Raw genomic sequence first — 19,319 nt, forward strand, 5'->3', positions numbered from 1 at the left:
ACGAATACGCAGGTGGGACGGGAGAAAGAGGGTTCCAGACCGGATGGTCACGCGGTCTTCATCTGAGGTTGTGGTGGTGGTGCCGCAGTGCGCTGTCCGATGCGTGCCACGGCCCAGAACATCAACTCCATCACCCAGAACAGCCACAGGAATACCTGCACCACGACAACCGGGATCGCCAGGAACAGGATCGAGGGGATCGCGACGAGTAAAAAGCGCGCGATATCGCCGAGTGTGGCCCCGCGCAGTCCGCTGCCCAAACGCACTGCGGCCCACATCATCCACCGGCGCGGTATCGACACCCTGAACTCATGCAGGCAGCGGCGGAAAAGGCCGTCCGCGTCGGCGGTGCTCACCTCGTGCGAGCTTCGTAAATAGTCGTGCAGGATGGCGGCGCGGGTATAGGCGCCGTAGCGGGGTATCAGCCAGACCAATGCTCGTGGCACCGAGGCGAAGTCGGTGCGGAAGCCGGATGGGATGACGAATTCTTGTGTGGCACCGTGATAGACGAGCGGCTCGACGACCCGCCAGAATTTCGCGTCGAGTTCTTCGACCACCGGTCCGCTACCGACGAACGCCATGATCCGTTCCTCTCTGAACGCACAGCGTTTCCCACAATTCTAGGCCGTTCTGGTACGTCTGTGCCGCCGCGTGGGCAACGGTTCGGATAACGTCAGCGCGCGCGATCCGAACCGGACGGTCCGAAGCCGCCATAAGGCACACCGTAGGGCAGCGGCGCGCCGTTCGCAGCGCCACGATACGAATCGGCATTGTCGACGGCCGCGAATCCGCTTGCCGCAGTGAAGTATGGCCGCGAATCGCCGAACGGTCCGCTGAAGCCGGTGCCGAGATCCTCTGTCGGACTGAGCGCCGCGAGGAACAGCACGATCAGCGCGGCGAGCAGCGGTTGCACGATCAGCGCCAGCCAACTGCCAACCTCCACCGGCAGCCGCACGATCTGCCCGACCGACGGGTCGTAGGGCATCGGATGCTGCCACTGCATGATCTGCTCGCCGACCTTCGACATCACGTAAGCGCCTGCGCCGGAACCGATCAGCAGCCCCAGTTGCAGCAGCGGGCCGCGCACGCGACGCCAACGCCACACGCCGATCGCCGTCACCACACCCAGCACCGCGCCGATGCAGACGAAGATCGCCAGCGCGTCGAACTGATGCACACTCTCCCCGGTCAGCGCCGCGCCCTTGGCCGGTACCGCACCGGCGCGCACCTTGACCACCAGATACTGTTCGGTGGGTGCCACGAAGGCCCACACCACACCGCCGAGCACGCTGAGCAGTACCACCCCGACCGCGATCAGCGCGGCCGCCCGCAGCTCCCGCCGCACGCCCACCTTCGGGGCCGATCCGGGCCCCGCGGTGATGCCCTCGCCGTATTGGGCCACCACTAGCGGTGTTCCAGATTCTTCGAATCCAGCACACCGTGCCGCGAGCACTTCGCCCACCAGCCGTCGGGGCTGACCTGCACGATCATGCGCCGACCGCACTGCTCGCAGAAGCGCGGCGGTTCCAGCCCCAGTGCCGCGGCGGCCGGGACCGGATCGTCGAGCCCCGGCACGATACGTTTACCGGTGAACGGGTTGTAGCGCTCGTCCATATCCATGACAGTACTCACGGCGCCAGCCTCTTTCGTGACCGATTCAGAGTGTTTCGTTGAGCGCCTTGATCGGCATCTTCAGCTCGCCGAGCAGATCCAGGTCCGCTTCGGCGGGTCGACCGAGGGTGGTCAGGTAGTTGCCGACGATGACGGCGTTGATACCGCCGAGGATGCCCTGCTTGGCGCCGAGGTCGCCGAGGGTGATCTCGCGACCGCCCGCGAAGCGCAGGATGGTGCGCGGCAGCGCGAGCCGGAAGGCGGCGACGGCGCGCAGCGCGTCGGCGGCGGGCAGCACCTCGAGGTCACCGAACGGGGTGCCCGGACGCGGGTTGAGGAAGTTCAGCGGCACCTCGTCGGGCTCGAGTTCGGCCAGATTCGCCGCGAATTCCGCACGCTGCTCCAGGGTTTCGCCCATGCCGAGGATGCCGCCGCAGCAGACCTCCATACCGGCCTCGCGCACCATGCGCAGGGTGTCCCAGCGCTCTTCCCAGGTGTGCGTGGTGACGACATTCGGGAAGTGCGAACGGGAGGTCTCGAGGTTGTGGTTGTAGCGATGCACGCCCATGGCGGCGAGCTGGTCGACCTGCTCTTGGGTGAGCATGCCGAGCGAACACGCGACCTGGATGTCGACCTCGTTGCGGATGGCCTCGACACCGGCTGCGACCTGCGCCATCAGCCGCTCGTCCGGACCGCGCACGGCCGCGACGATACAGAATTCGGTGGCGCCGGTCTTGGCGGTCTGCTTGGCGGCCTCGACCAGGCTGGGGATATCGAGCCACGCGGCGCGCACGGGCGACTGGAACAGACCCGACTGCGAGCAGAAGTGGCAGTCCTCTGGGCAGCCGCCGGTCTTGAGGCTGATGATGCCCTCGACCTCGACCTCGGGACCGCACCACTTCATACGCACATCGTGCGCGAGGGCGAGCAGTTCCTCCAGCCGGTCGTCGCCGAGCCGGAGCACCTCGAGGGTCTGCTCCTGGGTCAGGCCTTCGCCGCGCTCGAGCACTTGCTCGCGAGCGGTCGCCAGAATATCGGTTTGGACGGGTGCCTGGGTCACTGCACGAATCCCTTCGTCCGGCCGAGGTGGCCGTGCAACTTGAACGGTGTTCAGGCTAGGGTAGCGGTAACAGTGAGTCAAAACACGCGCGGCATGAGCGACGGGGCCTGGAGGCGGCAGCGAGCGTAAGCACGGAGGGCCCCGGGAATGCCGCAATCGAATACAGCGGAAGGAAACACCGTGCAGCTGCACCGCGCGGACGTGGTCGACGGCGCCACCGCCATACTCGACCAGTACGGTCTCGCCGACCTGACCATGCGCAGGCTCGCCGGTTCACTCCAGGTTCAGCCAGGGGCCCTGTACTGGCACTTTCCCAATAAACAGGCGCTGCTCGGCGCGGTGGCCGACCGGATTCTGGCCCCGATGGAGGATCCGATCGAGGCCGAGGACTGGTCGGGCCAGATCACCGAATTGGCGCACAGGTTGCGCAGTTGTCTGCTCGCCTATCGCGACGGCGCGGAATTGGTCTCGGCGACCTATGCCTCCCGACTCACCACCAGCAAGGGGCGGGAACGACTCGTGGGTGCGGCGATCCGCGGCGGGATGCCGCGGCCGGAAGCCGAACTCGCGGCGTACACACTGCTGTACTACGTGCTGGGACAAACCGTGGACGAGCAGTCCAGAATGCAAATGGATTCGGCGGGTGCGCTCGCCGAGGACGCGTCACCGCTGAACGAAACTCCGGACGCGACAGCACGTTTCGATTTCGGTCTGCAGCTTTTCGTCGGCGGCGTGCGTCACCTGCTCGGCACCCGCGTACGCTGAGTTCTTCGTCGGCGCACATGCCCGGAAGGAACGCCCCGATGCCCATCTCTGATCCCGATGCAGCAGGGTCGCCCCAGGTGGCCGGGCGTCTGGTTTCGGCGGAGGAATGCGACAGGCTGTGGGCGGCGTGGACGCCCGCGGAAGTCGCAGAGCGGATGTCGGGTGTCACGGTTGCGTGGTGCGTGTCCGCGGGGTGGGCGCTCGAGCTGTTCACCGGAGGCGAGGCTCGCAAGCACAGCGACCTCGAAATCGCTGTCCCACAAGACAGATTCAGCGAGGTTGTCGCCGCTTTTCCTGGGTTCGAGTGGGACGTTATCGGTGACGACCGAATCTGGCCTTTTCCGGCGAAGGCGGCAGACTTCCATCAGACCTGGCTACGCGAACCCGCGACCGGGCGCTATCGGCTCGACGTGTTCCGTGAACCGCACGTCGGTGATCGATGGGTGTGCCGCCGCGACCCAACGATCACCCTGCCCTACGAAGAACTGATTCGCCACACCAGCGAGGGCATTCCGTACGCGACTCCCGAGGTCGCACTCCTGTTCAAGGCAAAGGCACGCCGCGACAAGGACGAAGCCGACTTCCGGCGCGCGCTACCCGCGATGGACCGATCCCAAAGGTCCCGGCTGTTCGAGTGGCTGTCGCGGGTGCACCCCGATCACCCATGGCTGGAAAGCATTTCGACTCACCCGGATTGACCGGTCCGAATCCCGCGGGACGATCAATGCGGTGCGCACCCCTTGTGTGCAGTACACACTGCCTATGCCGGATGCGCGGCCGACACATGGAATGCGCACCGGTGGCACCTCGTTCGAACGACCGGACTCAGACGGGTACCGTCGCGGCCTCGAGATCAACTGCCACACCCGCCCTACGACCGGGCAGTGCGAGTGCGACCACCGCGCCCAGTAGGGCAAGTGCCGCACCGACTTTGATCGCCGGACCGAATCCGTCGGTGAATTCCCGCACCGAACCGTATCCACCGGTCGCGGCGAAAACCGCTGCCGCGATCGCGATTCCGAAGACGCCGCCCAACTCACGCATCATGCTGTTCGCGCCTGCCGCCTTGCCGAGCATCGAGTGTTCGACCGCGCCGACCACCGAACTCTGCGCCGACGGCAACACCATCGAGGTACCGACGCCGGAGACGATGAACGGCATGACGAAGGAGCCGTAGGTCATTGCCGGGTCGGCGATGACGGCGATCCAGAACATGCCGCCCGCCATCAGGACCAGCCCGCTCACCATCAACGGCCGCTCCCCTATCCGGTCGGCCAACGCACCTGCGACCGGCGCGCAGAAAAACAGCGTGAGAGTCCACGGCAGCAGCCGCAATCCGGCGCCGAGTGGCCCGTAGTGCAGCACCGCCTGCAGGAACTGCGCGTAGAAGAACACCTCGCCGAACAGAGCGGCGAAGGTCAGGAAGATGGCGGTATTGCCCGCCGCGAAACCACGGTTCACGAAAAGCCGCATCGGAAACATCGGCTCGCGCGTGCGCGCCTCCCAGGCCGCGAAGGCGATCAGCAATGCGATTGCCCCGACCAACGCGATCAGCACCTCCGAACTCGACCAGCCCGCGATATTGCCGCGCACCAAACCCCACACCACACCGAATGCGCCGCCGGTGACCAATACCAACCCGGTGCCGTCCACCGCGGTATCGGAGCCGAAGCCTTCCGGAACCCGAGCCGCTACCAGTGGCAGCGCGAGCAGCCCGATCGGCACGTTCAGCCAGAAGATCCATTGCCAGGACAACCCCTCCGCGACGGCCCCGCCGACCAGCGGACCACACGCGACCGCGAGTCCGGTGATGCCCTGCAGCAGTCCCATGGCCATACCGCGCTTCTCCGGCGCGAATGCCGCGCTGACCAGCGCCAAAGCCAGACTCATGATCAATGCCGCGCCGATGCCCTGCACCACGCGCGCGGCGATCAGAGTCGCGACGGAGGTCGATATCGCGCAGGCCGCGGACGCGGCGACGAAGATGGCGAGCCCGACCATGAACATCCGCTTGCGCCCGAAGCGGTCGCCGAGTACCGCAGCGGTCATCAGCAGGACGGCGAAGCTGAGATTGTAGCCGTTGACGGTCCATTCGAGCGTCTGCAGAGACGCCCCTAGGTCGTGCCGAATGGTGCTGAGCGCGGTGGCGACGACCAGGGTGTCCAGTGCCGCCATCAGCGACGCGACCGCGCCGAGTACTAGTACCCAGCGCTGTGTCACCGCCGAAATGATCGGTGTGCTCACGGTGGTCCTTCCTGTGGTTTCGGCGCGCGCCCGATGGTTCGGACACGCACAGATACCGACCGGCGGCGGCCCGAAACTCATCGCACCGATGAGTTCTGGGCGGTACGGCGGTCGATATTCAGAGGGGCCACCATTCGGTGTGCCCGGAAGGACAGCACATGTCAGACAGAGATGAATTCGCCGCCCGTACCGCGCCGTACCGGCGCGAGTTGCTCGCCCACTGCTATCGCATGCTCGGTTCGGTCGACGATGCCGAGGATCTGGTGCAGGAGACGTTGCTGCGGGCCTGGCGCGGGTACGGCGATTTCGAGGGTCGGGCTTCGATGCGGACCTGGCTGTACCGGATCGCCACCAATGCCTGCCTCAATGCGCTCGAGCATCGACGCCGCGTGCTGCCCACCGGATTGTCCGAGCCCACCGCGGATCCCACCCAGGCGGTGCACTTCGCGTCTGAAACGCCATGGCTGCAACCGATGCCGGACGTGCTGGTCACACCGGAGACTTCGGATCCCGCCGCCATCGTCGCGGCGCGCGAGGGTATGCGGCTGGCATTGATCGCGGCTTGGCAGCATCTGCCGCCGCGTCAGCGTGCGGTGTTGATATTGCGAGATGTGTTGCATTGGAGGGCCGCCGAGGTTGCCGAGCTACTCGGGACCAGCGCGGCCGCGGTCAACAGCATGCTGCAGCGCGCACATGCCGCGCTCGCGGAGCTGGAACCGGACACGCCGGTCGCCGAACCGGACGACCCTGAAATCCGCGCCCTGCTGGATCGCTATGCCGCCGCGTTCGAAGCCGCCGATATGGATACGCTCGTCAGGCTGTTGCGATCGGATGCGGTGTGGGAGATGCCGCCGATCGAGGAATGGTTCCGCGGCAATACCACGATCGTGGAACTGGTTCGGTCGAAGTGTCCGTATAGGGCGGGCGAGGTCCGGATGGTGCCGATCGCCGCGAACGCTCAGCCCGGATTCGCGTTCTACCTGCGGGGGCAGGCGCAATCGCTGCAGATCCTCACGGTGACGCCGACCGGGGTCGCGCATGTCGTCTCGTATCACGACAGCTCGATGTTCGCCGCATTCGGACTGCCCACATCATTGGTGGCGACCACGCGCCCCCAGCCGGTATTGCCATGAGCGAAGATCTACTCGAGCGGGCGGTCGCCTATCTGCTTTCTGTGCTGCCCGACCTAGGTTCCGATCTGTCGACGCCGACAGCCTGTCGGGGCTGGAATACGCGCATGCTGCTCGCGCATGTGGACGAGTCGATTGCCGCGCTGCGAGAAGGTTTGACGGGCGGGCAGGTTGCCATGCCGGGCGCACCGCTGCCGAATTGTGCGGGAACGCTGCACATCCGGAGTCGAGCCATGGCCCTGCTCGGCGCCTGGGCGAATGAGCGCCCCCGCTCGGTGGTCGTTTTCGGAAGGCCGGTGCCCGCCCATGTCTTGGGCACCGTCGGTGCCCTCGAATTGGCGGTCCACGCCTGGGATCTCGCCGCCGCGCGATCGAACCCGCCGCCTATCCCCGACCGCCTCGCCCGCGAATTACTTTCGGTGGCACCGGAACTCGTACCGCTAGCCGACCGATCGCCGCTATTCGCTGCGCCGATCGAACCGCGGACCACCGCCCCGGGCGACCAGCTCCTCGCCTACCTCGGCCGAACCCGACCAGCATCCTGAAGTACCCGAGCGCATCGGTGCAGGGTCCTCGCATACACCGCGAACACCTCGCAGAAGGTGCATCCTATGCGCGGCACGCACCAGGTGTGCGCCAGAGATGGCCGAGCCCACCAAACGCGACCAGCGCCCTCGACCTGCCCACCAACGAGCATTCAGATATGACCGCGCACACCTCCACAAGGAGCAACCTGCGCGCGGTGCGCACCAAGTGTGCGCCATGAGTGGTCCGAGCGCTCAGTCGGTTGCCCGGGTTTCGGGACGGCGTGCGTCTGCGAACAGGGTGGGATAGGCACCGGGGAACCAGCGGTGCATGGCGAGCGCGCCTGCGAATACCGCCGCAGCGATAGCGAGCGCCGAGGCACCGAGAACTGTTGCCGCACTGATCAAGCCGACGGCAACGGGGCCGGCGAACATGCCGACGTCATGGGTCAGACGCCAGGCACCGAGGAATTCCGCACGTCGCCCCGGCGGTGCGACGCTCGCGCCGACCGTCATGATGATGCCGTTGCTGACGCCATTCGCGAGCCCGAGCAGTACTGCGGCACCGGTGAGTTCGAGCGCCGTCGAGGTGAACGGAAGCGCCGCGAAGCCCACCGCGAACAGCAACATCGACGGCACACCGGTGGCGCGACTGCCGTACCGATCGAGCAGGGCGCCGCCCGGATAGGACAGCAGCACATCCATTGCCCCGGCAATGCCGAATATCAGGCTCGTGGCGACGGCACTCGCGCCGATATGCGCGGCCCACAGCGGAAGCAGCGCGATGCGGGTCGCCCGAGCACCACCCATCAGCAGCGCCGCCAGCCCGAGTGTGCCCAGTACCCTGCGGTTTTCGACGACCACCGACCGCAAGGTGTGATCGGCGCCGTCCATATCGTCACCGTCAGCCGAGCGGATGGCGAGCATCGCCGCGCCCGCTACCACGGTTGTGCCGAACTGCAACCACAGCGCACCGTTCGGCCCCATCCCATAGACCATCCCGGCACCGATGAACGGCCCGCAGAACGACCCGAGGCGCGAGGCACCAGCCAACGCCGAGAACGCCCGACCCCGCTCCTGCGGTGTCACTACCGACACGATGTAGGACTGTCGCGCCAGACCCCATACCGCACTGGCGGTTCCATTGAGCAGCACACCAACCGCCAGCACCCCGGTATGCGGTGCGAAGATCGCGCACAGCACCCCGACCAGGCCGAGGCCCGAACCGACTGCGATCGCCCAGCGCTCGCCGATGCGTGCGACGATCCGCCCCGCGGGCAGATCCGCCAGCACCATCCCCAACCCACTCAGCGCGACAACGATTCCGGCAACACCGGCCGAAGCACCGAGGTCCAACGCGCGCAGCGCGTACATCGGTGCGGCCGCACCGGATCCGATGCCGTAGAGCACCACCGGCACGAACACCGTCCACACCAGCGTGCGCAGGCGAGCGGATTCCGTTGTGGCGCTGACCCGTTCGCTCACAGCGCCCGCGCCATGCGGAGTCGACACCGCAGCGGTGGCTGAACTTCGGCATGAACAAGAACAGGACGCTGTCCGACCGGATACGGCCTGGTACAGCCGCTCACTGCGCGAGCGCCGGTCGCCGGGCGTACCGGCTCTCCGGTCGCGGCAGACCGAAGTGGTCGCGCAATGTGGTTCCGGTGTATTCGGTGCGGAACAGCCCGCGCCGCTGCAGGATCGGGACGACCTGCTCGGCGAAGACCTCCAGGCCACCCGGGTAATAGGGCGGCATCACATTGAAACCGTCGGCGGCGCCGTTGCGGAACCATTCCTCGATGGTGTCGGCGACCTGCTCCGGTGTACCGGCGAAGACCCGATGTCCGCGGGCACCGGCGAGACGATGCAGCAGTCCGCGCACGGTGGGCCGCTCCCGCTGCACGATCCCGGCGACCACTTGCCGACGGCTGCGCTCATTATCGGTGACATCGCCCGCGTCGCTGAACAATTCGAGCGGCACCGGTTCATCCAGCGGCAGGTGGCGCAGGCTCTCACCCGCGATGCCCTCCAACTGCTTCAGCCCGTATTCGGGCACTGTGAGCTCGTTGAACTCCCGCTCCAACTGTTTGGCCGCCGCCTCGGTATCGCCGATGAACGGGCTGATACCGGGCAGGATTTTGATCTGCTCGGCGTCACGTCCGAATTCGGCGGCCTTGGCCTTGATATCAGAGTAGAACGCCTGCGCATCCTCGAGCCGCTGGTGCGCGGTGAAGATCGCCTCGGCGTACCGGCCCGCGAACGCCCGTCCGTCATTCGATGCACCGGCCTGCACGAGCACCGGATGCCCCTGCGGCGTGCGCGGAGCGTTGAACGGCCCACGCACACTGAGATATTCACCGACGAAGTCGATCGGATGGATCTTGGCCGGATCAGCGTAGATGCCCGCTTCCTGGTCCAGCAGGATGGCGTCGTCCTCCCAGCTGTCCCACAGCGCGACGACCGCATCGACGAATTCCCGTGCCCGCGCATACCGCGTCGCATGATCGGGATGTTTCTCGAGCCCGAAATTCGCTGCGGCGAGGTCGGTTCCGGTGGTGACGATATTCCAACCCGCCCGGCCGCCGGAGATGTGGTCCAGCGTGGAGAACAGCCTGGCCAGGTTGTATGGCTCGTAGTAGGTCGTCGATGCGGTGGCGATCAGACCGAGATGGGTTGTGGCCGTCGCGATCGCGGTGAGCAACGTGATCGGTTCCAGACCGGCGGCCGCATTGTGTTCGACATTGGTGCGCAGTGCGGGTCCGTCGGCGAAGAACACCGCGTCGAGTTTCGCGGCTTCGGCCGTGCGGCCGATCTCCTGGTAGTAGGCGACATCGTAGATCCGGTCGGGTCGGCTCTGCGGATGCCGCCAGGCCGCCTCATGATGTCCGGAGGGGTAGATGAACGCGTTGAGGCTGAGTTGCCGTGTCATGAGGCCTTCTTCTCATCGTGCAGGGCTGCGACATCGACGCCGAGGCTGGAAAGCAGCAGCTCGCGCAGGCGGTTGAAGTCCGGATCGATATGGCGGCGTGGACGTTCCAGATCGATGCGCTGATCGACGGCGATGCGTCCCTCGTCGAGGACGAGCACGCGGTCGGCGAGCAGCACCGCCTCATCGACATCATGGGTCACCAGCAAAACGGCAGGCTTGTGCCGGGCGCACAGATCCTGCAGCAGCACATGCATTTTGATGCGGGTGAGCGCGTCCAGCGCACCGAAGGGCTCATCGGCCAGCAGCAACTCCGGCTCCCGGACCAGCGACCGCGCCAGGGCGACGCGCTGCTGCTCACCGCCGGAAAGCTCCTTGGGCCAGGCCTTTTCCCGCCCGGCAAGTCCAACTTCGGCCAAAGCAGTGCGGCCGCGCTCGGCGGCATCGGCACCCTTCAAACCGAGAGTCACATTGTCCAGCACCCGATTCCACGGCAGCAGGCGCGAATCCTGGAAGACCACCGCACGTTCCGTCGGCACCCGCAACTCACCCGAGCCCAGCACATCACGATCCAGCTCGGCCAACGCGCGCAACAAGGTGCTCTTACCCGAACCACTGCGCCCGAGCAGGGCGACGAATTCGCCGCGTGCGATATCGAGATCGATGCCGTGCAACACCACACGATCGCCGAAACCCCTGCGCAGCGCGCGGGTTCGGACCACATTCAGTCCGCGATCGTCTGTCGCCATGACAGCACCCTCCGTTCCGTCGCGCGCACGGCGAGATCGCCGAACAGTCCGAGCAGTCCGTATATCACCAGGCCGACGACGATGACGTCGATCTGGCCGTAGGTGCGCGCCTGCGTCATCAGATAGCCGATGCCGCTGGTGGCATTCACCTGTTCGACCACGACGAGCGCCAGCCAGGAGATGGTGACCGCCAGCCGCAAGCCCGTGAAGAATCCGGGCAGCGAACCGGGCAGCGCGATCCGGCGAATGAAACTCCACCGCGAAAGACCCACCGTCGCGGCCAATTCCACATACCGGCTGTCGACGCCGCGCAGTTGCGCGTGAGTATTGATGTAGATCGGAATCGCGACACTGGTCGTGATGACGATCAGCTTCATCTCCTCGCCGATGCCGAACCACACGATGAACAGCGGAATCAGCGCCAGCGTGGGAATCGAGCGTTTGATCTGAACCGGCCCGTCCAACAGGGCTTCACCGACCCGGCTCAACCCGGCGATCAAGGCGAGCAGCACACCGATCACCACGCCGAACCCGAGACCCCAGGCCGCGCGCTTCAGCGAGGTCAGCAGATTCGACTGCAGTCTGCCGTCGGCCAGCAGATCGCGAGCCGTCTCGGCGACCGTCCACGGCGCCGGCAGTGTCTGCTCATCCAGTGCGCCCGTGGCGGATCCGATCACCCATGCCGCGATCAGCAGTACGGGCCCGATGGCAATGCCGAACGGAATCGGGCGGCCCGGCCCGAGCCGAGGCCGTGTCAGTTTGCGGCGGGCCAATACCGGCTCCGCTGCGGTGCGTGAACTTCGTCCGATCCGGCCGAGTACTCCGGCATCCAAGGTAGCCATTGCTATTTCGCCTTCGGTTCGAATAAGGCACCGCTCTCGGTGACTGCCTGGGTGACGACAGCGTCGAAGCGCAGATCGAAATCGTCGGCAGCGCGCACCTTCTTGGGCAGTTCGCCCGCCTTGTCGATCGCATCGATGGTGCCCTGCTGACGATCGATGAGCTGCTGATCCAGATGCGGGAAGGTGTAGGTACCGAGCGAGTCGACGATGCGCTTGGCGTCATCCGCGCTGACCTTCTGGTTCTCGACGTAGTACTTACGCGCCCACTCCTCCTGGTGGGTATTGACCCACTGGTAGGCGCGAACATAGGCGGCGACCACCGCCCGAGTCGCGGCCGCCTTGGCCGGATCGGTCACCGCGGCGCGGCGCGCGTAAAGATAGCCGACACCACCGTAGATGCCAGCGGTCTCCGAATCCGGGATCAGTGACGCACCCGGTGTGCGCAGCAGCCGAGTGACATTCGGTTCGACCAGCGGCGCGATATCGACCTGACCGGTGCGCACCGCGTCCAGGAATTCCGCGAGTTGCAGCCGAACCAGTTGCACATCAGTGGATTTCAGCCCCGCCTTGGCGATCGCGCGCAGCACCGCGGCCTGTTGGGCGGTCCCCTCCGCGTAGGCGATCTTCTTACCCTTGAGATCGGCCAGCGTGGTGGCCGTTTTACCCGGCGCCACCGCGAGTTTCAATGCGCTGGGATTGGACTGGTAGGCCGCGATTATCGGCACGTCCTGCCCGGCGACCTGCGCATGGATCGGCGGAACATCGCCGACGGTCGCGACATCGGCGGCGCCGGCCCGGAATGCCTCCAGAATGGCCGGTCCGCCGATGAAATTGGCGAATTCGACCTTGAACGGCAGTTTGTCCAGTTCGCCGGAGAACTGGAGGACCGACTTGAACCGCTCGGACTGGTCGGCGAGCACGAGTTTGGTGCCTGCGGGGATTTCGGTGGGCAGCGGGGCATCGGTCTTACCGACCGGCTTATCGTCGCTCGCGCAGCCGGTCACACCCAAGCTCGCAACGGTCGCCGCAGCGAGCAACGCGGCGATTGTGCGGCCGCGCAGGCCGGTCAGGAACGTACGTGGTCGGAACATAGGGTGATTGAATCAAGACCAAACCGGCACGCATACGGTTTGCCTTGGCGTGATTCCAACTGCTTTCACCCACCCCGCCGGCGGTCACCCCCTCAGCGCGGCGCCGCCGCGGAGACCGTCGCGCGCACCTGCTCCTGATACCGCTGAATGTACGGCAGGATCTGTTGGTCGATGATCTTGTTGTACTCCTCGGGGCGCTGCATCGGATTGGCGTGCCCGGTATTTCGCGGCATGACGACCAGCAGCGAGCCGTCGACGCCACCGGCCCGCTCGATGAGCACCTGATGGGAGTAATCGACATCAACCACCCGGTCGTTATTCGGATTACGCGGACGGATGAAGACGATGGCCGGGCGCGGTTTGTCCTCGGCGGGCCGCGATAGCGCGCGCAGATCGTTGATCGCACCGCCCGCCACGATGGCCAGGAACTGTGTTTCGATCAGCCCGTTGCTGGCCGCGTCTTTGGAAAAGACCTTCTCGCGCAACACTTCTCGGACAACATCACGCATTGGCTCCAGCCGAATCCCGGGCAACCCATTGGTCCCGCGATCGACGAATCGGTCACGACGCGCATAGGTTTCGACCGCCAGCCGCAGTGTGCGGCTCTCCCGCGCCCCTGGCAGCCAGCCCATCCAGCGCACCATATCCTCGCCCGCACCACGACTCTCCGGACGCACCGCATTCAAATCCACCGGTGTGCAGTCCAGAATCACCCCTACCAGGCGCAGATCGCTGTCGAGGTGGATATGCCGTGCGACCTCGAGCGCGATGACCCCGCCCATACTGTGTCCCACCAGCACGATGTTCTTCAGCCCCGACATCTGGGCGGCGCGGATGATCAGATCCGCGATCACCTTGGTGTCGATACCTTGATTGTCGTATTTGATGGCCCAGACCACGCCCATATCACTGAGAGCGGGCAGTGCGGCCGCGGTATTGCTGGCATTGAGACCGCCGAGACCCACCATATCGACGACGACGGTGTCCCAGTCGCGATCATGCGCGGGGGTGGCAATCGGCAGCACAGCGGGTTCGGTGCGCGCGAGCCGATCGCGTTCCGGGGTGACGTCGTGCACCCAGTACTGGGCGAACACGATGAGCCCAGCGAGCAATATCAAGGCGACCCGCAGCACCGCCGACCTGGTACGGCGCAACGTCTGCCACCCGTGCCCGAGACGAGTCTCCCGAAGCCGGGCCCTCCGTCGCGCGTTATCCCAGTCCGAGACGGTGGACGGGTGCCGATCGTCCAACGGCGACATCTAACCCACTGTAGGTACGGTTCGCGAGTGCTGCCAGGCGAGTACCCCCGGCCATCACCGAGGCGGAGGCGATCATCTTCGCCGACAAACCTCAGATCAGCAGGTCGAGCTCACGCGGCGTCGCAGATCCGCAAACAGCTCGAGCACTGGAATCTGGTGGCTGCGTCCAGTATTGAGCTGTGCCGGTGACGCCGGTTGCGGTCAGGGCAGTTCGCCGGTTTCGGCGAGGGTGGCGAGCTTGCCGAGTCCGATTCGGGTCCGGTCCTCGCAATCGCCGCGCAGACCTACCGGCCGAGCGCAGACCAACCGGGAGTGAACCAACCGGGAGTGAACCAACCAGGCGCCGCGGCAGAGAATCGTTCGCGATCCCATCCACCGGCACCTGCGGGCACCGCACCGACCAACTCGACCCCGGTAACCCGAGGAAGATCACTGCGATTGCACTCCTCGGCAAGCCCCGGCGAACCGGGCCAGGAACCGATCACCAAACCCGCACAGCGGACACCGGCAGATGACAGTGCGCGCGTGGTCAATTCGCTGTGGTTGAGGGTCCCCAGTCCCGCTGCGGCAACAACGAGCACCGGGGCATCGAGCTTCTGCGCCAACTCGAGCAGCGTGAACTCGCCCAGGCGGACCAGCAATCCGCCTGCCCCTTCCACCAAGGTCAGATCCGCATCAGCGAGTGAGTCGATGGCGGCGGCGGTTTCACTAAGCGTCAACAGCGGCTGCCCGCACCGACGTGCGGCGGTATCCGGCGCCAGCGGATCAGGATAGCGGGCGATCTCGACCGTTCTCCGCACACCGGTGAGGCGTTCGACTTCGGCGAGATCGCCGGATTCGCCCGGTGCTACACCGGTTTGGGCCGGTTTGCACACTGCCACCGATCGCCCCGCCGCCAGTGCGGCCGCGGCCACCGCGGCGGTCACCACGGTCTTGCCGACCTCGGTCGACGTACCGGTCACGAACAGCACACTCATGCGGTCACCAATCCACGCGCCTGCGTCAGCACCTCGCCGAGAACCGTTGCGATGGTGTCGAGTTCGTCGGAGGTCAGATTCGCCCGGGCGGTGAGTCGCAACCGCGATGTCCCCTCGGGCACCGTCGGCGGACGGAAGCATCCGACGTCGAGTCCACGTGCACGGCATGCCTGCGCAGCGTCATATGCGACCTGTGCCTCACCGAGCACCACCGAGACAACTGCCGAATCCGGTTGCGCCACACCGGCAATACGTGCGATATCGGCGGCCCGCTGCAACACCCGACCCGCCAGCTCGGGTTCCCGACGCAATAGCCGCAGCGCCGCCCGCGCCGCGCCGACCGCGGCCGGTGCGAGCCCGGTATCGAAAATGAATGTGCGCGCGGCATCGATCAGGTGCGCACGCACCCGCTCGCCGGCCAACGCCACACCACCCTGTGCGGCAAAGGCTTTCGACAGGGTCGCGGTGACCACGAGATCCGGTTCCCCGGCCAGGCCGACCTCGTGCACCAGCCCGCGCCCACCCGTGCCGCGCACACCGAGCCCATGTGCCTCATCCACGATCAACACCGCGCCATTCGCCCGGGTAACCCGATGCAACTCGGCCAGCGGAGCCAGATCACCATCGGCGCTGAATACCGAATCGGTAAGTACCAGTGCCCTTTCCTCGCTCCGCTCGGCCAGCAACCGCTCGACCGCCTCGACATCGCAATGCGCGGCGATCTCCACCCGCGAGCGCGAGAGTCGGCAGGCATCCACCAGCGAAGCGTGACTGCCCGCATCGGAGACGACCAGCGCGCCCCGCCCGGCTAGCGCGGTCACCACCCCGAGATTGGCGGCGTAGCCGGAGGCGAAGACCAAACCGGTCTCGGCGCCGACGAATTCGGCGAGTTCGGTCTCGAGCTGCTCGTGTTCGGCAGTGGTGCCGGTGACGAGCCGGGATCCGGTCGACCCGGTGCCCCAGCGGCGCACGGCATCGATCGCGCCCTCGATCACCTCCGGGTGACGCACCAGGCCGAGATAGTCATTGGAGGCTAGGTCGATCGACGGCGACTGTGCCGCACGCGGTCGCAGCTCACGGCGCAACCCGACGCGCACGCGCTCGGCGGCGCGTTCATCAAGCCAGCCCAACGGATCGGTAGTCACAGCTCCGAAGCATACTTGAACACCGTTCAGGGCGCCTGCCCAGGGTCGGGTACTGGTACCGTGGGAGCCACTTGTTGAAGGTCGCCACCGACCATCGGTGGCGCGGCACTTCCGCCAAAGGGAGTAGGGCCGAATGCCACGGTGGGCGATAGTCGTCGAAGAGACAACAGGTTCCGGCGATCACAAGCGTTGGTCGCCGCGGGTACTCGCGGAGGTGGTCGGCACTCGCGAACATGCCCTGACCAAATTGCACTCGCTCGTGCCCACATTCACTCCGCAGCATCCGCGACTTCCCGGCCGCCGGATCCTGCTGCGCGACGGCGATAACTATCTGCTGATCGCCCGCGGTTGGGCCGATGACTACCACTGCGTCTTCCGAGTATGGGAGATCGTCTCCGACACCGACCGTCCCGAGAGCGCGGGAGTCGAACACGGGACCCGCAAACGCGCCTGACGCGTCAGGCTTGGGCGGCGGCGACCATACCGGCGGTGATGCGTTCGATGTCCTCGGTCGTGCTGATGAACGGCGGCATGGTGTAGATGAGATCACGGAACGGGCGCAGCCAGACGCCCGCTTCGACGGCGGCATGGGTGGCCTTGCGCATATCCACCGGATGATCGAGTTGCACAACCCCGATCGCCCCGAGCACCCGCACATCCGCCACCCCGGGCAGCGAACGCGCCGGGGCCAGACCGGTTTCCAATTCCGATTGGATCCGGGCCACTTCGGCACGCCAATCCCGTTGCAGCAGTAGCTCGATCGAGGCAACCGCGACCGCACAGGCCAGCGGGTTACCCATGAAGGTCGGACCGTGCATGAGCCCGCCGTGCTCGGCGCTGATGGTCTCGGCGATGCGGGAGGTGCACAACGCGGCAGCCAAGGTCAGATATCCGCCGGTGAGCGACTTGCCGACGCACATCACATCCGGACTCACTCCGACGTGATCGGCCGCGAAAAGCGCTCCGGTGCGCCCGAATCCGGTGGCGATCTCATCGAAGACCAACAGCACCCCGTACTCATCGCTCAGGCGTCGCAGATCGGTCAGATACCGCGGATCGTGCCAGCGCATCCCGCCCGCGCCCTGCACGACCGGCTCAACGATGACGGCCGCGAGTTCGTCGGCATGCGCGGCCAACAGCTGCTCGAATTCGGCCACGTACTCGACCGAATACTCGAGCGGTGGCGTCGGGGCGAAGATCTGCTCGGCGAGCACATCGGTCCACAGTGCGTGCATGCCGCCCTGCGGATCGCACACGCTCATCGGCGTGAAGGTATCGCCGTGATACCCACCGCGCCAGGTGAGCAGCCGTCGCTTGTCCGGCTGACCCGCCGCACGCCAGTACTGCAGGCACATCTTGACCGCGACCTCGACCGATACCGAACCGGAATCGCACAGGAATACCTTGTCCAGACCGGCGGGCGTCAGCTCGACGAGTAACGCGGCCAGTCGGGCCGCCGGTTCATGGGTGAGCCCGCCGAACATCACATGACTCATCCGCTGCGACTGCGCCACCAGCGCGGCATCCAGGACCGGATGCCGGTAACCGTGGATAGCGGCCCACCACGAACTCATCCCGTCGACCAATTCCCGACCGTCGGCGAGGGTGAGCCGGGTTCCGGAAGCACCGGAAACCACCAGCGGTTCGGTCGTCGCGGGAAAGCCACCGTAGGGATGCCAGACATGTTCGGCGTCGATGGCGGTGATCTCGTCAGGGGTCAATGCCACAGGATTCCTCGCGGTCGCATGACAGCCCAAGAGGGCTTGAACGGTGTTCAAGTTACCACTCGAGCTGCGCGCGCACGATATCGAGTCGAATTCCGCACCCACGCGAGCGCTCCGACGTATTCTTTGACTCAGTCAAAGATTGGGAGCCGCCGTGACCACCATTGCCGCCGCCGATATCGACGCCGTGCGCGAATTCAACCGCCGCTACACCCGGGTCATCGGGGTACTGCGCGAGGGCCTGCTGGACAGCGAATATTCACTAACCGAAGCGCGAATCATGTTCGAATTGGCCAATTCCGGCGCGACCGAGGTCGTCACGCTGCGACGCACGCTCGACCTGGACCCTGGCTATCTGAGCCGCATCCTGGCCCGCTTCGAAAAGGACGGACTGGTCCAGCGCAATCGCTCCGAAAGCGACGGTCGCCGCCAAGAGGTCCGGCTGACCGAACGCGGCAAGGAGATCTTCGCCGTACTCAACCAGCGCTCGAGCGCCGAAGTCGGCTACCTGCTCAATGCGCACAAACCAGCCGAGCGCGCGGCACTGATCACCTCCATGCGCACCATCCAGCGAATTCTCGACGGACCAGCCCCCGGCACACTGGTGCTCCGCGCCCCGAAATCCGGCGACTACGGCTGGGTCATCCAGCGCAATGCCGCGCTCTACGCCGCCGAATACGGGTGGGACATCAGCTACGAGGCACTCGTGGCCCGCATTGTCGCGGACTATCTGGACGACCACGACGAGCGTCGCGAACACGCCTGGATCGCCGAATACGACGGCGAACCGGTGGGCTGCGTCTTCTGTGTCGCGGAGGACGAGCTGACCGCCCGCCTGCGGCTACTGCTCGTCGAGCCGACCGCGCGCGGCCTCGGCGTCGGCGCCGCACTGGTCGAGCGCTGCGTGCGATTCGCGACCGAGGTGGGCTACCGCGAGATGGTGCTGTGGACCAACGACATCCTCACCTCGGCGCGGCGTATCTATCAACGCGCGGGTTTCGAACTCGTGGAATCGAATTCGCATCACAGCTTCGGCCACGATCTGGTCGCCCAGACCTGGCGGCTGACACTGGAGCAGTGAAACTCAGTCGATATTGCTGTGGGATTACCAGGACGGCTATATCGCGGGCGTCCTGGTCTGGCTGCGGCATGCGGTATTCGGCGCACTCGCCCGGCTGGCCACCCGGATAGGCTACCGGCGACTCTGGCCCGAAACCGGCCCCGACCAGGACTGACTCGTCCGGCCGCAACCACCCGCACGCAGCGCCATCC

The 19,319-nt window shown here is 66.0% G+C and carries 21 protein-coding genes; 7 read left to right on the forward strand and 14 right to left on the reverse strand.

Annotated elements, in window-relative coordinates:
• Window positions 1-47 precede the first annotated feature (47 nt).
• From ACIBI6_RS34965 to bioB, 4 genes are all read right to left on the reverse strand, one after another.
• A complete protein-coding gene (locus tag ACIBI6_RS34965; RefSeq protein WP_364353061.1) occupies window positions 48-581 on the reverse strand; it encodes a DUF1353 domain-containing protein in 534 nt (177 codons plus the stop codon).
• A gap of 92 nt (window positions 582-673) precedes the next feature.
• Window positions 674-1,402: a DUF2567 domain-containing protein gene (locus ACIBI6_RS34970; protein WP_396959197.1), complete on the reverse strand. Its 729-nt coding sequence runs from the start codon at window positions 1,400-1,402 to the stop codon at window positions 674-676.
• A gap of 2 nt (window positions 1,403-1,404) precedes the next feature.
• Window positions 1,405-1,620 carry a hypothetical protein gene (locus tag ACIBI6_RS34975; protein ID WP_174415049.1) on the reverse strand — a complete coding sequence of 72 codons (216 nt, stop codon included), beginning with the start codon at window positions 1,618-1,620 and terminating at the stop codon, window positions 1,405-1,407.
• Between the two features lie 37 nt (window positions 1,621-1,657).
• Window positions 1,658-2,671, reverse strand: a complete 1,014-nt coding sequence (gene bioB, locus ACIBI6_RS34980; RefSeq protein WP_040688747.1) for a biotin synthase BioB — start codon at window positions 2,669-2,671, stop codon at window positions 1,658-1,660.
• A gap of 180 nt (window positions 2,672-2,851) precedes the next feature.
• Here bioB and ACIBI6_RS34985 point away from each other — a divergent pair, with 180 nt between their 5' ends.
• Both ACIBI6_RS34985 and ACIBI6_RS34990 read left to right on the forward strand, forming a co-directional pair.
• Window positions 2,852-3,436 carry a TetR/AcrR family transcriptional regulator C-terminal domain-containing protein gene (locus ACIBI6_RS34985; protein ID WP_364353068.1) on the forward strand — a complete coding sequence of 195 codons (585 nt, stop codon included), beginning with the start codon at window positions 2,852-2,854 and terminating at the stop codon, window positions 3,434-3,436.
• A gap of 38 nt (window positions 3,437-3,474) precedes the next feature.
• Window positions 3,475-4,134, forward strand: coding sequence for a nucleotidyltransferase domain-containing protein (locus ACIBI6_RS34990; protein ID WP_396959200.1), 660 nt, complete (start codon window positions 3,475-3,477; stop codon window positions 4,132-4,134).
• Window positions 4,135-4,261: 127 nt separating this feature from the next.
• Here ACIBI6_RS34990 and ACIBI6_RS34995 read toward each other — a convergent pair whose 3' ends face one another.
• Window positions 4,262-5,680, reverse strand: a complete 1,419-nt coding sequence (locus ACIBI6_RS34995; RefSeq protein ID WP_396959202.1) for an MFS transporter — start codon at window positions 5,678-5,680, stop codon at window positions 4,262-4,264.
• Window positions 5,681-5,838: 158 nt separating this feature from the next.
• Here ACIBI6_RS34995 and ACIBI6_RS35000 point away from each other — a divergent pair, with 158 nt between their 5' ends.
• Both ACIBI6_RS35000 and ACIBI6_RS35005 read left to right on the forward strand, forming a co-directional pair.
• Window positions 5,839-6,813 carry a sigma-70 family RNA polymerase sigma factor gene (locus ACIBI6_RS35000; RefSeq protein ID WP_396959204.1) on the forward strand — a complete coding sequence of 325 codons (975 nt, stop codon included), beginning with the start codon at window positions 5,839-5,841 and terminating at the stop codon, window positions 6,811-6,813.
• Window positions 6,810-7,355 carry a maleylpyruvate isomerase family mycothiol-dependent enzyme gene (locus ACIBI6_RS35005; RefSeq protein ID WP_396959206.1) on the forward strand — a complete coding sequence of 182 codons (546 nt, stop codon included), beginning with the start codon at window positions 6,810-6,812 and terminating at the stop codon, window positions 7,353-7,355. Before ACIBI6_RS35000 ends, ACIBI6_RS35005 begins: the two co-directional genes overlap by 4 nt.
• A gap of 234 nt (window positions 7,356-7,589) precedes the next feature.
• Here the strand turns inward: ACIBI6_RS35005 and ACIBI6_RS35010 are convergent, their stop codons facing one another.
• From ACIBI6_RS35010 to ACIBI6_RS35045, 8 genes are all read right to left on the reverse strand, one after another.
• Window positions 7,590-8,819 (reverse strand): MFS transporter, encoded by a 1,230-nt coding sequence (locus ACIBI6_RS35010; RefSeq protein ID WP_396959208.1) that lies wholly within the window; start codon window positions 8,817-8,819, stop codon window positions 7,590-7,592.
• A gap of 100 nt (window positions 8,820-8,919) precedes the next feature.
• A complete protein-coding gene (locus ACIBI6_RS35015; protein WP_364353086.1) occupies window positions 8,920-10,263 on the reverse strand; it encodes an LLM class flavin-dependent oxidoreductase in 1,344 nt (447 codons plus the stop codon).
• Window positions 10,260-11,009, reverse strand: a complete 750-nt coding sequence (locus ACIBI6_RS35020; protein ID WP_364353089.1) for an ABC transporter ATP-binding protein — start codon at window positions 11,007-11,009, stop codon at window positions 10,260-10,262. Before ACIBI6_RS35020 ends, ACIBI6_RS35015 begins: the two co-directional genes overlap by 4 nt.
• Entirely contained in the window at window positions 10,985-11,851 is an 867-nt protein-coding gene (locus ACIBI6_RS35025; RefSeq protein WP_364353092.1) for an ABC transporter permease, read from the reverse strand. Before ACIBI6_RS35025 ends, ACIBI6_RS35020 begins: the two co-directional genes overlap by 25 nt.
• Before the next feature lie 2 nt (window positions 11,852-11,853).
• Window positions 11,854-12,942, reverse strand: a complete 1,089-nt coding sequence (locus tag ACIBI6_RS35030; protein ID WP_364353095.1) for an ABC transporter substrate-binding protein — start codon at window positions 12,940-12,942, stop codon at window positions 11,854-11,856.
• Window positions 12,943-13,034: 92 nt separating this feature from the next.
• The gene (locus ACIBI6_RS35035; RefSeq protein ID WP_364353098.1) at window positions 13,035-14,201 is read right to left on the reverse strand and encodes an alpha/beta hydrolase; all 1,167 of its coding nucleotides are present in this window, start codon (window positions 14,199-14,201) and stop codon (window positions 13,035-13,037) included.
• Between the two features lie 284 nt (window positions 14,202-14,485).
• Window positions 14,486-15,178, reverse strand: a complete 693-nt coding sequence (gene bioD / locus ACIBI6_RS35040; protein ID WP_364353101.1) for a dethiobiotin synthase — start codon at window positions 15,176-15,178, stop codon at window positions 14,486-14,488.
• Window positions 15,175-16,323, reverse strand: coding sequence for an 8-amino-7-oxononanoate synthase (locus tag ACIBI6_RS35045; protein ID WP_396959212.1), 1,149 nt, complete (start codon window positions 16,321-16,323; stop codon window positions 15,175-15,177). The genes bioD and ACIBI6_RS35045 overlap by 4 nt, the downstream gene beginning before the upstream one ends.
• A gap of 133 nt (window positions 16,324-16,456) precedes the next feature.
• Here ACIBI6_RS35045 and ACIBI6_RS35050 point away from each other — a divergent pair, with 133 nt between their 5' ends.
• Entirely contained in the window at window positions 16,457-16,777 is a 321-nt protein-coding gene (locus tag ACIBI6_RS35050) for a hypothetical protein (RefSeq protein WP_364353107.1), read from the forward strand.
• A 4-nt stretch (window positions 16,778-16,781) separates the two neighbouring features.
• On the opposite strand, the gene ACIBI6_RS35055 is transcribed toward ACIBI6_RS35050, so the two are convergent.
• A complete protein-coding gene (locus ACIBI6_RS35055) occupies window positions 16,782-18,050 on the reverse strand; it encodes an adenosylmethionine--8-amino-7-oxononanoate transaminase (RefSeq protein ID WP_396959214.1) in 1,269 nt (422 codons plus the stop codon).
• Window positions 18,051-18,201: 151 nt separating this feature from the next.
• On the opposite strand from ACIBI6_RS35055, the gene ACIBI6_RS35060 reads away from it, so the two are divergent.
• The gene (locus ACIBI6_RS35060; protein ID WP_396959216.1) at window positions 18,202-19,128 is read left to right on the forward strand and encodes a GNAT family N-acetyltransferase; all 927 of its coding nucleotides are present in this window, start codon (window positions 18,202-18,204) and stop codon (window positions 19,126-19,128) included.
• 13 nt (window positions 19,129-19,141) lie between these two features.
• Entirely contained in the window at window positions 19,142-19,282 is a 141-nt protein-coding gene (locus tag ACIBI6_RS35065; protein WP_364353116.1) for a hypothetical protein, read from the forward strand.
• Window positions 19,283-19,319 lie beyond the last annotated feature (37 nt).

The organism is Nocardia sp. NPDC050412, assembly GCF_044458825.1.
In the GTDB taxonomy this organism is placed as follows: Bacteria; Actinomycetota; Actinomycetes; order Mycobacteriales; family Mycobacteriaceae; genus Nocardia.